General features: G+C 64.1%; 12 protein-coding genes and 1 tRNA gene. 4 read left to right on the top strand and 9 right to left on the bottom strand.

What is annotated here, in order from left to right:
* The first annotated feature begins 40 nt into the window (after nt 1-40).
* Nucleotides 41-295: a hypothetical protein gene (locus J2W22_RS07665; RefSeq protein WP_184000638.1), complete on the top strand. Its 255-nt coding sequence runs from the start codon at nt 41-43 to the stop codon at nt 293-295.
* Between the two features lie 27 nt (nt 296-322).
* Here J2W22_RS07665 and J2W22_RS07660 read toward each other — a convergent pair whose 3' ends face one another.
* The 5 genes from J2W22_RS07660 to J2W22_RS07640 form a co-directional block, all read right to left on the bottom strand.
* Entirely contained in the window at nt 323-493 is a 171-nt protein-coding gene (locus tag J2W22_RS07660) for a hypothetical protein (RefSeq protein WP_184000639.1), read from the bottom strand.
* Nucleotides 493-1,398: a transglutaminase family protein gene (locus J2W22_RS07655; RefSeq protein WP_269574015.1), complete on the bottom strand. Its 906-nt coding sequence runs from the start codon at nt 1,396-1,398 to the stop codon at nt 493-495. The genes J2W22_RS07660 and J2W22_RS07655 overlap by 1 nt, the downstream gene beginning before the upstream one ends.
* 71 nt (nt 1,399-1,469) lie before the next feature.
* Nucleotides 1,470-1,676, bottom strand: a complete 207-nt coding sequence (locus tag J2W22_RS07650) for a cold-shock protein (RefSeq protein WP_269574014.1) — start codon at nt 1,674-1,676, stop codon at nt 1,470-1,472.
* A gap of 168 nt (nt 1,677-1,844) precedes the next feature.
* The gene (locus tag J2W22_RS07645; RefSeq protein WP_269574013.1) at nt 1,845-2,117 is read right to left on the bottom strand and encodes a hypothetical protein; all 273 of its coding nucleotides are present in this window, start codon (nt 2,115-2,117) and stop codon (nt 1,845-1,847) included.
* 40 nt (nt 2,118-2,157) lie between these two features.
* Nucleotides 2,158-2,286: a hypothetical protein gene (locus tag J2W22_RS07640; RefSeq protein ID WP_269574012.1), complete on the bottom strand. Its 129-nt coding sequence runs from the start codon at nt 2,284-2,286 to the stop codon at nt 2,158-2,160.
* A gap of 408 nt (nt 2,287-2,694) precedes the next feature.
* Here J2W22_RS07640 and J2W22_RS07635 point away from each other — a divergent pair, with 408 nt between their 5' ends.
* The 3 genes from J2W22_RS07635 to J2W22_RS07625 all read left to right on the top strand — a co-directional run bounded on the left by J2W22_RS07635 (nt 2,695) and on the right by J2W22_RS07625 (nt 5,738).
* Nucleotides 2,695-3,786, top strand: a complete 1,092-nt coding sequence (locus tag J2W22_RS07635; RefSeq protein ID WP_269574011.1) for an extracellular catalytic domain type 1 short-chain-length polyhydroxyalkanoate depolymerase — start codon at nt 2,695-2,697, stop codon at nt 3,784-3,786.
* A 20-nt stretch (nt 3,787-3,806) separates the two neighbouring features.
* On the top strand, nt 3,807-5,069 hold the full coding sequence (locus J2W22_RS07630) for a cation:proton antiporter (protein WP_269574010.1): 1,263 nt from the start codon (nt 3,807-3,809) through the stop codon (nt 5,067-5,069).
* A 159-nt stretch (nt 5,070-5,228) separates the two neighbouring features.
* Nucleotides 5,229-5,738: a hemerythrin domain-containing protein gene (locus J2W22_RS07625; protein ID WP_307117648.1), complete on the top strand. Its 510-nt coding sequence runs from the start codon at nt 5,229-5,231 to the stop codon at nt 5,736-5,738.
* Nucleotides 5,739-5,833: 95 nt separating this feature from the next.
* Here J2W22_RS07625 and J2W22_RS07620 read toward each other — a convergent pair whose 3' ends face one another.
* The 4 genes from J2W22_RS07620 to J2W22_RS07605 all read right to left on the bottom strand — a co-directional run bounded on the left by J2W22_RS07620 (nt 5,834) and on the right by J2W22_RS07605 (nt 13,433).
* A complete protein-coding gene (locus tag J2W22_RS07620; protein ID WP_269574008.1) occupies nt 5,834-7,906 on the bottom strand; it encodes a catalase in 2,073 nt (690 codons plus the stop codon).
* A gap of 490 nt (nt 7,907-8,396) precedes the next feature.
* Nucleotides 8,397-9,662, bottom strand: coding sequence for a tyrosine-type recombinase/integrase (locus J2W22_RS07615; RefSeq protein WP_269574007.1), 1,266 nt, complete (start codon nt 9,660-9,662; stop codon nt 8,397-8,399).
* A 165-nt stretch (nt 9,663-9,827) separates the two neighbouring features.
* Nucleotides 9,828-9,914: transfer RNA gene (locus J2W22_RS07610), tRNA-Leu, on the bottom strand.
* A 333-nt stretch (nt 9,915-10,247) separates the two neighbouring features.
* Entirely contained in the window at nt 10,248-13,433 is a 3,186-nt protein-coding gene (locus tag J2W22_RS07605) for an efflux RND transporter permease subunit (RefSeq protein ID WP_307117647.1), read from the bottom strand.

Genomic DNA, 13,433 nt, shown 5'->3' with positions numbered 1-13,433 from the left:
AGAGATGCTTCGCGCTCCCGCTCAGTGACGGAGACAAACCATGAGCATCTACCCGCCGATTACGGGCGCGAATATGCGAACACCAACGCGTTCGACCGATCCGACGGCCCTCCAGTTGGAAGCCGATGCACTGGAAGCAAGCCTTCGCGACATGTCTGCCTCCTTCTCGCGGGATTATGTCGCCGGGCGGATGGGCGTCCGGCATAACACCTACCAACATCGCGCACGCGTCCTGCGGCAGTTGACGGCGCAACTCGCGGCGATGCGTACCGAAGCTCTATTGTCCGCGTCGTGATCTCGGAGCGCTAATCGACCGCGCGGATCAAGGGTGTGGCTCGCCGCGGTGGCGCCCCGCATGGATCCGTGCTTCTTTCCGCAACCGCCGGTGATAGGAACGGGCACGCCCATGATAGATGCGGTACGCGATGAAACCTGCGACCAGCAGGGTGATGACCAGCATCAGGCTGTAGGCGGCGATCAGTCTGGGTTCCATCATGCACCTCCTGGGTTGCTCGCAGTGCTTTGCAGGGGATCGGCGGAAACCATGACCTCCACCGTCATGCCGAGAAAAGCTGCAGCCGGGCCGAGATAATGCCCTTCCACGGGGCGCAGACGGGCGATGTCGCGTCCGACTGCGGTGGGCACTAGATTGGCCTCTCCCATGCGGCCGTTGGTTGGATCGAAGGCGATCCATCCGGCACAGGGTAGATAGACTTCTGCCCAGGCATGGGTTGCGCCGTGCTGGCGCTCCCCTCCGCCGGGGTCATCTGTCAGCGGGTCAAAGATATAGCCGGACACTGCGCGGGCGGCGAAGCCCAGGTGCCGCACCGCTTCGATGAAGAGCATGGCGATGTCCCGGCAGGAGCCCGATCCCAGATCGAGCGTGGCGCCGGGAAGCTGCGTCCCTTCCGATTCGCGCGCGGCATAGGCGACGCCGTTCCGGCTGGCGGCGCTCACATCCTGAAGCAGGGCCAGCGTGTCGGTGGGGTCGGAGCGAACCAATGCGCGAGCCCAGATCGCCAGGCGGCCGCCAGGATCGGGATGGACCGGCGCCAGCAGCCCACCCAAATCGCTTTGTTCCTCTTCGGAATAGCGGAAGGGGTAGCTATGCGCGTGCGGTGCGATATTGAAAATGGGCCAGGCATCGGCGGTCTGCTCGACCACCAGCAGGCTGTGGATTTCGAGCCGGGTGGCCAGGTGCGAGAAGGATGCGGTGGCGATCAAATTGCCGAACACATCCTGTGTCCATGCCAGTTCGGCGGCAGGCGTGCAGTGAAGCTGGGTGACGATCGGGTTGAGGACCGGGGAGGCTCGCGGGCTCAACATCACGCGATGCGGCAGCAGCACGACCGGATCGCGATAGGTGTAGCTTGTGGTGTGGGAGATGTGCAGGCGCATACACGCTCACCCTTGCTGGCTAGCGCGAGCAGTGTGCGGCAGACCGAATTCCGGGCTGCCGCACTGCGGCATCAGACTTCCTGCAGGTTCACTGCCGACGTCTTTCCGCGCTGATCCGATTCCACCTCATAGGAGAGGCGCTGGCTTTGCTGGAGCGTCGTCATGCCGGCGCGTTCGACGGCGCTGATATGCACGAAGCTGTCATTTCCACCGTCCTCGGGAGAAATGAAGCCATAGCCCTTGCTGCTATTGAAGAATTTAACGGTGCCGACAGGCATGATCTGTTCCTTTCGCAAAAATGAAGTGCCGGACCGCAAATGCAATCCGAGCCAGGAAGCGAGAAAAGGAAGATCCGCCCGAAGGCATCAATTTCCGTCGCAAGCGACGACAGCTAGTCTAAGATGGTCGATCTGGTTGGCATTACAATGGCTACACCAGATATATCCCTATGCAAATTCGCGATTATAGAGGGCGCGATCCGGATTTTCGCTCAAGTTGCGATCTTCCATGAACGCCGGTTCGTCCTTCATCACCCCAGCCCGGGCGATTTCCTGAGAGCGCAGCTTGCGGGCCTCGCGATGTTCGGCGGCAGCGCCTTCCTTTGCCCATGCGGCTGCTGCCACAATCGCAATGCGCTTTACGTTCTCGAGCTTGGCTGTGCCGGCCAGGGCGCGCTGGCGCGCCTCTTCCGCGCGGCAGAAAATGGCAGTCGGTTGCATGGATCGGTCTTTCCGCTTGAGGAGGCGACGCTGTCTGGCATCACGATTTCTTGAGAGGCTGCACCAGCGGTGTGCCTTTCAAGGCTGCGCTGACCGGCACCAGTTTCGGCGCCGCGACCTTTTTGGGCTTTCGAGCCTCTTTGTTGCTTCGGCGTTGACCCTTGGCCATGCAAAGTTCCTTCCTGACGGTTTCAGATGCGTGTGAAGCGAATGGACAAGCGAGGCCGCGGACGCATTTGCGTCGGGGTGCCAGGGCTTGGGCAAGGAGGCGCGCCGCTTGGTCGCGCGTGCTCGGCGCTGGGCGCAACTATCAGGAAAATCTGCATGGAGGTGCTCCACGTCAGAGCGGGAGCATGAACTCTCAGTCGCACCCAGGCTCATGGCAGGCGGTGCGATACAAGTTATGTGGGGTGCCAATGGCGGTTACGCCACCCCGACCCCGGTAAATCGCAGTTTCTCAGCCAGCATGGGTTGTGCCCGGCCACAGTCGGCCTGATATTGTGCGCTGCAGCAATTGGCCTGGCCAGGGACGGTTGCTGCATTGTCAGGGCTTCCGCCGTGGCCAGGAGAACGCCAAATGCGACCCCTGAACGACACGATAAAGCACCTCAATGCGTTGCGCGCCGGGCAGAATATCATCCCGACGGGTGCGAGCCGGCTCACGGAACTGCGCGACTTCGGGTCCAACCCCGGCGCACTGCGAGCCTTTTGCCATGTGCCGGCGAGCCTGGGAGAAAATGCAGCGCTCGTCGTCGTGATGCACGGCTGCACCCAGGATGCCGCCGCATATGATCGCGGCTCGGGCTGGTCCCAACTGGCCGACGAACAGGGTTTTGCGGTGCTCTTCCCTGAGCAGCGGCGCGCCAATAACGCGAACCTTTGCTTCAACTGGTTCAGCCGGGACCACACCCGGCGTGACGCCGGCGAGGCGCTGTCGATCCGCCAGATGGTGGCGGCGATGATCGCCACACACCGGCTTGATCCGGCTCGCGTCTTCGTGACCGGCCTCTCCGCCGGCGGTGCGATGACCTCGGTGATGCTGGCGACCTATCCGGAGGTCTTCGCCGGCGGCGCTATCATCGCCGGTCTGCCCTATGGCACCGCGGAGTCGATCCCACAGGCTCTGGACCGCATGCGCGCGCAGGGCGGTCCGAGCGGGGCCGCGCTGGGAGCGCTGGTGACGGCGGCGTCCGCCCATGCCGGCCGATGGCCAAGTATTTCGATATGGCACGGCATCAGCGACATGACGGTCAGCCCCGCAAATGCCGCGCTCATCCTCGAGCAGTGGCGCCGGCTGCACGGCGTTGCAGAGTCTCCCTGCGAAACCGATGCCGTCGAAGGCCATACCCATCGCCTCTGGCGGGACGCCGCAGGCCGCGAAGTGATCGAGGAATATCGCATTGCCGGGCTCGGGCATGGCACGCCGCTCAGCACCTCGGGCTCCGACGCCTGCGGAGTGCCGGGACCTTATATGCTGGAAGCCGGCATATCCTCCACGCGCCATATCGCGCGCTTCTGGGGGCTGATCGGGACCGGGGCCGCACGCGCGCCTTCTCGGGTCCGGGAAACCGCCAGGATAGAGGGTAGGCAGCTCGACAAGGCAGATACCGGCACGGGAGTCGGGCGGATAATCGAGGAAGCGCTGAGGGCAGCCGGGTTGATGCGCTGATCGCGCCGGAAGGAGCTTCCATGCAGCCACCGCACGACCTCTACATCCAGTTGATCGCAGGGGTCGGTGTGCTGGTGCTGATGACAGCGTGGTTGCCGATGCTGCTGCGCAAGATGCCGCTGTCGCTTCCCATCCTTTGCGTTGCCACCGGCGCAGCACTGTTCGCACTTCCGGCGCTGCGCCCTTTCGCAGTCCACCCGCTTGCCTTCCCGGTGACGGTACAGCGGCTGAGCGAGCTGGTCGTTATCGTTTCGCTGATGGGCGCGGGTCTCAAGATCGACCGGCTGATTGGCCTGCGCCGCTGGGCGCTGACCTGGCGGTTGCTGGGCATCGCCATGCCGATCACCATGCTGATCGTTGCCGGTCTCGCCTCGGGGATATTGGGTCTCGGCCTTGCTGCCGCGCTCCTGATCGCCGCGGTGCTGGCACCCACCGACCCGGTGCTGGCGAGCGACGTCCAGGTGAATGGTCCCGGGGAAGGCGGCGAGGACGAAGCGCGCTTCGCTCTAACTTCGGAAGCCGGTCTCAACGACGGCCTGGCATTTCCGTTCGTCTATCTGGCGATCGCGCTGAGCGCGGCGAGCTTCGGTGCGGGAGATGCTCTCACCTGGCTGGCACGCGACCTGCTCTGGAAGACCTTGCTCGGCGTGGCCGCCGGTTATGCGATCGGGCGGGGGCTGGGCTATCTTACCTTCCACCTTCCCAACCGCGCCAACATCTCCCGCACTGGCGACGGCTTCGTCGCGCTGGCCGCCACCTTCCTCGCCTATGGCGTGGTCGAGATGCTAGGCGGTTACGGCTTCCTGGCGGTCTTCGTCTCGGCACTCGCCTTGCGCAACGCGAGCCGGGACCATGACTATCAGGAGCGGCTCCATGGCTTTGCCGAAGAGGCGGAGCGGCTGCTGATGATGTCGTTGCTGGTCCTGTTCGGCGGCATCGTGACCTATAGCGGGCTGCTCGCGCCGTTCGATTGGCCGATGCTGCTTTTCGTGGCCGGAGTTCTGCTCGTCGCGCGGCCCGTGGCGGGCATGATCGGCCTGGCGGGGACGAGATTGCCTTGGCGGGAGAAGCTGGTGATTTCCTTCTTCGGCATCCGCGGCATGGGATCGATCTACTATCTGGCCTTCGCCCTAAACCACGCGAATTTCCCCGATCCGCGCCGCCTTTGGGCGACGGTCGGTGCGGTGGTGCTCGCCTCGATCCTGCTGCACGGGATCACGGTGACCCCGTCACTCCAGCTGATGGACCGGTGGCAGCGTAGGAAAACTGCTGGTTCAGATTAGTAATGTGGCTAGTCGATAAGCCTGCAATTGAAAATAATGATCCAGATCAGTCAAATAGATAATTGCGATCCCTATGAGATGCTAACGACTCGCAACAGGAAATTTCTTGGAACGTATATTCTTTTCATCCTGTTTGATCTTCGTCTCAGGAGAAATAACATGGCTGACACCAAGAAAGATGCAATCGCCCTTCTCAAGGCCGATCACCGTACCGTGGAAGCGTTGTTCGAGCAGTACGAAGGAGCTTCGGGCGACGGCAAGAAGCAGAAGATCGCGATGCAGATCTGCATGGAGCTGACCGTCCATGCGAAGATCGAGGAGGAAATCTTCTACCCGGCCTGCGAGGGCAAGATCGAGGAAGACCTGCTCAAGGAAGCCTATGTCGAGCATGACGGCGCCAAGGTGCTAATTGCCGAAATCGAAGCCGGCGCGCCGAGTGACGATTTCTACGATGCCAAGGTGAAGGTGCTGTCCGAGCAGATCGAGCACCATGTCGGCGAGGAAGAGCAGCGCATGGAAGGCATGTTCGCCCAGGCGCGCAAGGCCGGGCTGGATATGGACGCGCTGGGCGAACAGCTGCTCGCCCGCAAGACCGAGTTGCTCGCCACCTATAAGGCGAGTGGGCTGCCGAAGCCGGAGCTTACCACGATGACCGACGTCACGGTCTGATCGCAAACTGCAAAGACGCCTCGTGATACGGGCGGGCGAACCCTTTGCCCGCCCGTATCATTTCCACCTGCTTCGATCGCAGCGTCGGCGCTTCGTTATGCGAGCGTTCTGAGACCCGGCTCGCGAGCGTAGAAGCGTTTTGCTGCGGCTGGCACGAACCCGTCATCCAAGCCGGTAACGCCATCGTCGGGCTCAATACCGGCCTTGTCGAGCAGCGGCTTTGCCGCGTCGCTGGCGCCGATGGCCTTCAGGTGACCGAAGGCGTTCATCACCCATTCGACTGCCGCACCTTCGTTCATCAGTGCCGCGCAACCTTCTTCCGAAAGCACCACCGCCACCGCGTCGAAGATCTGCGATGGCGTCCCTGCGAGTTGCCCGTCGGCCTTCTGCACTTTGCCGTCGGACAAGGTCGCGCCGCCCACCTTGGGTGCGACGATCACGGCCTTGGCTTTGGCCTTCTCGATCGCGCCGATGAGCGTGCTCAGGTCGGCGGCGTCGGTACCGTCTGCGATCAGCACGCCGATCGCGCGGCCTTCGAGCGTGTCCTTCATGTTCTTTTGGATCGACAGCGCATCGGACGGCGCGATCTCAACCGGTTCGCGCGCGGCCGTGGCCTTTGGCGGCAGCGGGATACCGAGACCGTCAGCCACCCGTTTGGCGAACGCTTCATCGACATTGCGAAGATTGGCGACCATCCGGCCCGGTACTTGGTCGAGCAACCCGACCTTGGAGAGTTCGAACACGAAGGACGAGGCGATATGCGCCTGCTCGCTTTCGGTCTGTGAGGCGAGGAACATCCGTGCCTGGCTGTAATGGTCGGCGAACAATTCGCTCCGTACGCGCAGCTTGTCGCCTGTCTCGTCCCGGCCGGTAGGCGCGGTGCTGGTGGCGAAACCGCTGGCGGGACATTCGCGCGGCCCGCCTTCCTCGCCATGCGCCGCAAGGCTGTTGGGCTCGTAGTTGGCGCGCCCCTTGGGCACCGCCATCTGCATCATGCCATCGCGCTGGAAGTTCGCCATCGGGCAGCGGGGCGCATTGACCGGGATCTGGTGGAAATTGGCGGTGCCAAGCCGCGATTTCTGCGTGTCGAGATAGCTGAACAGGCGCCCCTGCAGCAGCGGATCGTTGGAGAAATCGATGCCGGGCACGATGTTGCCGGGGCAGAAGGCGACCTGTTCGGTCTCGGCGAAGAAGTTATCGACGTTCCGATCGAGCACCATCCGCCCGATGATCCGCACGGGAATATCATCCTCGGGGATCAGCTTGGTGGAGTCCAGTACGTCATAGGGCTGGGCATCGGCGAATGCCTGATCGAACACCTGGATGCCGAGCTCCCATTCGGGAAAATCACCCGTGTCGATAGCTTCGAACAGGTCACGACGGTGATAGTCGTTGTCGGCGGCCTGAAGCTTGAGCGCCTCGTCCCAGATCGTCGACTGGATCCCGAGCTTCGGCTTCCAGTGGAACTTGACGAAACTGGCCTTGCCGGCTGCATTGACCAGCAGGAAGGTGTGGATGCCGAAGCCCTCCATCATCCGGAGCGAGCGCGGCAAGGTGCGGTCGGACATCGCCCAGAACAGCATGTGCGTCGTCTCGGGTATCAACGACGCGAAGTCCCAGAAGGTGTCGTGCGCGGAGCCGGCCTGCGGATAGGCGCGGTCCGCCTCCATCTTCACCGAATGGATGAGGTCGGGAAACTTGATCGCGTCCTGGATGAAGAAGACCGGGATGTTGTTGCCAACCAGGTCCCAATTGCCTTCGCGCGTGTAGAATTTGACCGCGAAGCCACGGACGTCACGCGGCGTATCGACCGATCCCGCGCCACCGGCGACGGTCGAGAAGCGCACAAAGACCTCGGTCTTCTCGCCTTTGGTGAACAGCGCTGCCTTGGACAGGTCCGAGATATCGTCGGTCGCTTCGAAAAAGCCATGCGCACCGGTGCCGCGGGCGTGGACGATGCGTTCGGGAATACGTTCATGATCGAAGTGGAAGATTTTCTCGCGAAGGACGAAATCCTCCAGTAGCGTCGGGCCGCGCAGGCCCGCCCTCAGGCTGTTCTGGTTATCGGAAACCGCAATGCCCTGATTGGTGGTGAGCACCTCCGTGCCGTCACCGGCGATCTGGTGTGTCTCGCCGCCATCGCCGCTTTGCCTGGTATTCGTCGCCATGTGCCCGCTCCTGATTGTCGGAGGTTCAACCGGCGGTGCCGCACCAAGGGTCCGTCGATTTGGCGAACTTGCTGCAGATTAATGCGATTCCCCCGTGGAGGTCGAGCTGAAGTGCGAAGATACGAGCCAGTATGCATGAAGCTGACGCGGGCTCGGCAGTTGCGTGAGATTGTGCTGGCATTGGCGCGGCAGCGGGTCGCCGATAATGGGTCGACTGACCTTTAGCGTTCGCCACGACACCGGCCTGCGCACTCACTCAGCCTGTATGATTTGGTGCGTATGTGATCGGTAGCGTAACTTAGGCGCGCTGACCTGAAAACCGCAGCCCGCAAAGACGGGCCATCAAACAGGTTAGGCGGCAGTAGGCCACGGGCCTTTCAGCCATCGCCTAAACAAAGACGGCTTTCGGGTTTGTCGGCTGTCAAGCCGAACGTCCGAGATTGGGGCGCGAAGCCGCCGTCGGCTCGCACCGACGGCGAAATCTGCTTGCTCATCGCGATGATCGCCTCGATCGACCACCAAAATCGACCGTGACCACTTTGCTGTCGTCGGCAAACGTACCGCCGTCATCGCTGCCCCGAAGCTGGTCGAGATAGTCCGACCAGTGCTGCATCATGCGCACGCGCTCCTCCCAGTACTGGCCTCGCGCATAGGCGCGTCGCACGCCGTTATTCTCCAAGTGGGCGAGCTGCCGTTCGATCGCGTCGGGGTTCCATAGTCCCATCTCGTTCAGCAGCGTTGCCGCCATGGCGCGGAAGCCGTGCGCAGTCATCTGGTCGCCGCTGTAGCCCATACGCCGCAACGCGAACGTGACGGTATTCTCAGACATCGGGCGCTTCCAGGTATGAAGTGCCGGGAACACATAAGGGCTATGGCCGGTCAGCGGCCGAATCTCGTCGAGCAGGTCGAGCACCTGGCGCGAAAGCGGCACCTGATGCGGCCAACGCATCTTCATCTTCTCGGCCGGGATCGACCACACCGCACGCTCGAGGTCGAACTCGCTCCATTCGGCCCGGCGCAGCTCCCCAGGGCGCACGAAGACGTGCGGCGTCATGCGAAGGGCGAACCTCGTGATCGCGCTGCCCGCGCTATCGTCGATGTCGCGCAGAAGCTGCCCGACTTCCTTGGGGCGGGTGATCGCGGCGAAGTGCTTGGTCTTGGGAACGATGATCGCCCCGCGCAGGTCGCGCGCGACATCAACCTTCGCCCGTCCGGTGGCGATGCCATAGCGAAACACGCGGCTGATCACGCTGCGCATACGGCGCGCGCTTTCGTAATGGCCCGTCGCCTCGATCTTGCGCAGGACGGCGAGCACCTCCTGCACCTCTATCTCATGAAGCGGGAGGTGGCCGAGAAACGGATAGACCTTCTCCAGCAGCCAGCGGACCTTGCTGAGCGTCACCTCGGCGCGCTCTTCTCGCGTGATCTTAACGAACCATTCCTCAGCGACGCCCTTGAAGGTGACGTTCGCGTCAATCTGGGCGCGAAGCTTCCGGCGCTTCTTCTCGACCATCGGATCGACGCCGTCGTCGATCATCCTGCGCGCGGAGTCGCGCTTGGCGCGAGCATCGGCCAGGCTGACCTCGGGCCATACGCCGATCGCGAGAACCTTCTGCTTGTCGAGAAAGCGATAGCGGAAGCGCCAGTATTTGGCGCCGTTCGGCATCACCAGGAGGAAGAGGGAACGCCCGTCGCCGAGCTTGTATTGCTTCGCTTTGGGCTGGGCGTTTCTGATGGCAAGTGCGGTAAGTGCCATGGTGGTATCTCCGTCCGAAAACGGGCGAATCCACGGCCGATTTATACCACCAAAATTGGTGGTATCTCGGCGGACCCGCCCAAATCTCGTCGGAAAGATATTTGAAAAAAGCGTTTTTCCCCAGCCGCTTACGCGACGCTCATGGACGTCACCGGACGGGGAAAATGGTGCCCAGAAGAGGACTCGAACCTCCACGCCCTTGCGAGCGCCAGCACCTGAAGCTGGTGCGTCTACCAATTCCGCCATCTGGGCACGGGGTAGGCGAGCGCCTCTACGGGGGACCCAATCCGCTGTCAACATCCCCGAAAACATTTTGGGATCATTTTATTGCGCTGCGCAAATCCGGACCTATCCACCGCTGTCGGACGCGTTGTCGACCGGATCCGGAGATGGCTTGCTTTCGAACCATAGGTTGATCGACACACCTCCGCCGTGCCCGGTCGCGTGCGTACCATAGGCGCTAGTACAGGAGACGCCGAACGTGGTGGGCTTGCCGAGATCGAGCTCGGCCTCTTGGTCCGGCGCCGGGACATGGGTAGTGGCACATCAGGGCTGAAATGAACGCACCACCACCCGCGCCACACCTCAATCACCTGCTCGTCGTCGCCCCTGGCCGAATCTCGCGTAGAGTGTCGGCAGCACGAACAGGGTCAGCAGCGTCGCGCTGATCAGCCCCCCGATCACAACGGTCGCCAGCGGCTTCTGTACCTCGGCACCCGCGCCATGGCCGAGCGCCATCGGCACGAAGCCCAGGCTCGCCACCAGCGCGGTCATCGCCACCGGCCGCAGGCGGGCGAGCGCCCCCTCCCGCGCCGCCGTCGCGCGATCGCGTCCTTCGGCGACGAGCTGCTGGATCGCGGTCAGCATCACCAGTCCGTTGAGCACGGCGATGCCGGACAGGGCGATCAGCCCCACCGCAGCGGAGATCGAGAACGGCATGCCGCGCAGCAGCAGGGCAAGCACACCACCGACAAGCGCCAGCGGAACCCCGGTGAACACGATCGCGGCATCGCGGAGATTGCCCAGTGCCCCGAACAGCAGCAGCAGGATCAGCGCGAAGCAGCCGGGCACCACCAGCATCAGCCGGTCGCGCGCGGAGGCGAGGTTCTCGAACTGCCCGCCCCATTCCAGCCAGGTACCCGCCGGCAGCTGCACCTCACGCCCGATCGCCGCACGGGCATCGGCGACGACGCCGGCAACGTCGCGGCCGCGGACATTGGCCTGTACCACCACGCGGCGCTTGCCGTTCTCGCGGCTGATCTGGTTCGGCCCATCGACCAGCCGGATATCGGCGACCGAGGCAAGCGGCACGAAGCCGCCCCCGGGCGTTGGCACCGGAGTCTGCCCCAGCGTCTCAAGATTGGCGCGGCTGGCATCGTCCAGGCGGATCATGACGGGGAAACTGCGATCCCCCTCGAAGATCCTGCCCGCTTCGCGGCCGCCCACGGCGATGGCGACGGTATCGGCCACATCCTGGGCGCTGACGCCCACCACCGAGGCGCGGTCCTGGGCATAGGCGATGTCGAGCATCGGCAGGCCCTCGGTCTGCTCCACCTTCACATCTTGTGCCCCCGGCGTGCGGCGCAGCACCGCGGCGATCTTCGCCGCGGTGGCGTTCATCTCGGCAAAGTCCTCGCCGAACACCTTCACGGCAACGTCCGAGCGGACACCCGCGATCAGCTCGTTGAAGCGCATCTGGATCGGCTGGGTGACTTCATAGGCATGGCCGGGGACGCTCGCGAGCCGCGCCTCGATCCGCTCGACCACCGAAGATTTCGGCTCCGACGGGTTGGGCCAGTCCTTGCGGTCCTTGAGCATGATGAAGGTGTCGGTGGCGTTGGGCGGCATCGGATCGGAGGCGACCTCCGCGGTGCCGGTGCGCGAGAACACCGTCCGGATCTCGGGCATGCCACGCAACGCGCGCTCGATCTGGAACTGCATCGCCTGGCTCTGCTCGACCGAGGTGCCCGGCACGCGGAAGGCCGAGACCAGCACATCGCCCTCATCGAGCTGGGGGAGGAACTCCTGGCCCAGGGTGGTGAAGGCCAGCCCACCGAGCGCCGCCGCGCCGATCGCGATACCGATCACCAGCTTCGGCCAGCGCAGCGCACGGTCCAGCCCCGGCTCGTAGCGCCGGCGCAGCCAGGCGAGGATACGGTTCTCCTTCTCCGCGACCGGCCGCGACAACAGGCAGGCGATCGCCGCCGGCACGAAGGTGATCGAAAGCAGGAAGGCGCAGGCCAGCGCGATGATCACGGTGAGCGCCATCGGCTCGAAGGTCCGCCCCTCGACCCCGCTCAGGGTGAGCAGCGGCACATAGACGAGGATGACGATCGCCTGCCCATAGACCGAGGGACGGATCATCTCGCGGGCGGCGGCGGCAATCACCTCGAGCCGCTCCGGCAGCGTGAGCGCCCGGCCCTCGGCATGCTGGCGATCGGCGATGCGCCGCAGCGCATTCTCGACGATGATCACCGCGCCATCGACGATCAGCCCGAAATCGAGCGCGCCGAGGCTCATCAGGTTCGCCGATACGCCGACACGGAGCATCCCGAAGCTCGTCATCAGCATGGTGATCGGAATGACCAGCGCCGCGATCAGCGCCGCGCGCAGGTTTCCGAGCAGCAGGAACAGCACCGCGATCACCAGCAGCGCGCCCTCGGAGAGATTGCGCGCGACGGTGGCGATGGTCGCATCGACCAGCTTGGTCCGGTCGAGCACCGGCTCGATCACGATGTCCCGCGGCAGTGCGGACCCGATCGTCTTGAGCTTGGCATCGACGCCCGAGGAAACCGTGCGGCTGTTCTCGCCGATCCGCATGATCGCGGTGCCGGTGACGACTTCCTTCGCATTCTCCGATCCCGAGCCCATGCGGACGCCCTGGCCGAGCCGCACCTCCGCGACCTGCCCGAGCGTGATCGGCACGCCGTCACGAGTGGCGATCACCCGGTCGCGCAGCTGGGCAAGGCTGCGGATGCGGGCATCGGCACGCACCGCCAGCCCCTCGCCGTTCCGGTTGACCGTGCCGCCGCCGGTGGCGACGTTGTTGCGCTCCAGCGCCGCCGCGAGATCGGCGAGCGAGAGCCGGAGCCCCGCCAGCCGCTGCGCATCGGGGACGACGAGATATTCCTTCTCATAGCCGCCGAGCGAATCGACGCCCGCCACGCCGTCCACCGCCTTCACCTGCGGCGCGACGATCCAGTCCTGCACGGTGTGGAGATAGGTCGCCTTGTCGGCCTCGTTCGCCAGCCGGTCGCCCTCGGGCGTGATATAGCTGCCGTCGGGCTGCAGGCCCGGTTCGCCGGGGCGGTGCTGGGCATGGCCGCGCTCGGCATAGCGCAGCGTCCAGATATAGACCTCGCCCAGGCCGGTCGCGATCGGCCCCATCTCGGGCCTGACGCCCGCGGGCAGCGTCTCCTGCGCCGCGGTCAGGCGCTCCTGCACCTGCGCCCTGGCGAAATAGATGTCGGTCGAATCGCTGAATACCGCGGTCACCTGCGCGAAGCCGTTGCGGCTCAGTGAGCGGGTGTTCTCCAGCCCCTTGATCCCGGCCAGCGCCGTCTCGATCGGAAAGGCGACCTGCTTCTCGATCAGCTCGGGCGACAGGGCAGGCGCGAGGACGTTCACCTGCACCTGGTTGTTGGTGATATCGGGCACGGCGTCGATCGGCAGGCGCCACAGGCTGGCGGCTCCGATGATCGCGGCGACGGCGGTGAGCAACAGGACAAGCCAGCGCTTGTCGACGGCCCAGCTGACGAGCTTGCCGATCAT

Origin of the sequence: Sphingomonas kyeonggiensis, assembly GCF_030812785.1 — a bacterium.
Lineage (GTDB): Bacteria > Pseudomonadota > Alphaproteobacteria > Sphingomonadales > Sphingomonadaceae > Sphingomonas > Sphingomonas kyeonggiensis_B.
This window is presented reverse-complemented; position numbering and strand designations above follow the sequence as displayed.

Bases quoted from the DNA above. Each gene is read 5' to 3' on its own strand.
- J2W22_RS07665 (WP_184000638.1), top strand. From the start codon at position 41: ATGAGCATCTACCCGCCGATTACGGGCGCGAATATGCGAACACCAACG.
- J2W22_RS07660 (WP_184000639.1), bottom strand. From the start codon at position 493: ATGGAACCCAGACTGATCGCCGCCTACAGCCTGATGCTGGTCATCACC.
- J2W22_RS07655 (WP_269574015.1), bottom strand. From the start codon at position 1,398: ATGCGCCTGCACATCTCCCACACCACAAGCTACACCTATCGCGATCCG.
- J2W22_RS07650 (WP_269574014.1), bottom strand. From the start codon at position 1,676: ATGCCTGTCGGCACCGTTAAATTCTTCAATAGCAGCAAGGGCTATGGC.
- J2W22_RS07645 (WP_269574013.1), bottom strand. From the start codon at position 2,117: ATGCAACCGACTGCCATTTTCTGCCGCGCGGAAGAGGCGCGCCAGCGC.
- J2W22_RS07640 (WP_269574012.1), bottom strand. From the start codon at position 2,286: ATGGCCAAGGGTCAACGCCGAAGCAACAAAGAGGCTCGAAAGCCCAAA.
- J2W22_RS07635 (WP_269574011.1), top strand. From the start codon at position 2,695: ATGCGACCCCTGAACGACACGATAAAGCACCTCAATGCGTTGCGCGCC.
- J2W22_RS07630 (WP_269574010.1), top strand. From the start codon at position 3,807: ATGCAGCCACCGCACGACCTCTACATCCAGTTGATCGCAGGGGTCGGT.
- J2W22_RS07625 (WP_307117648.1), top strand. From the start codon at position 5,229: ATGGCTGACACCAAGAAAGATGCAATCGCCCTTCTCAAGGCCGATCAC.
- J2W22_RS07620 (WP_269574008.1), bottom strand. From the start codon at position 7,906: ATGGCGACGAATACCAGGCAAAGCGGCGATGGCGGCGAGACACACCAG.
- J2W22_RS07615 (WP_269574007.1), bottom strand. From the start codon at position 9,662: ATGGCACTTACCGCACTTGCCATCAGAAACGCCCAGCCCAAAGCGAAG.
- J2W22_RS07605 (WP_307117647.1), bottom strand. From the start codon at position 13,433: ATGATCGGCAAGCTCGTCAGCTGGGCCGTCGACAAGCGCTGGCTTGTC.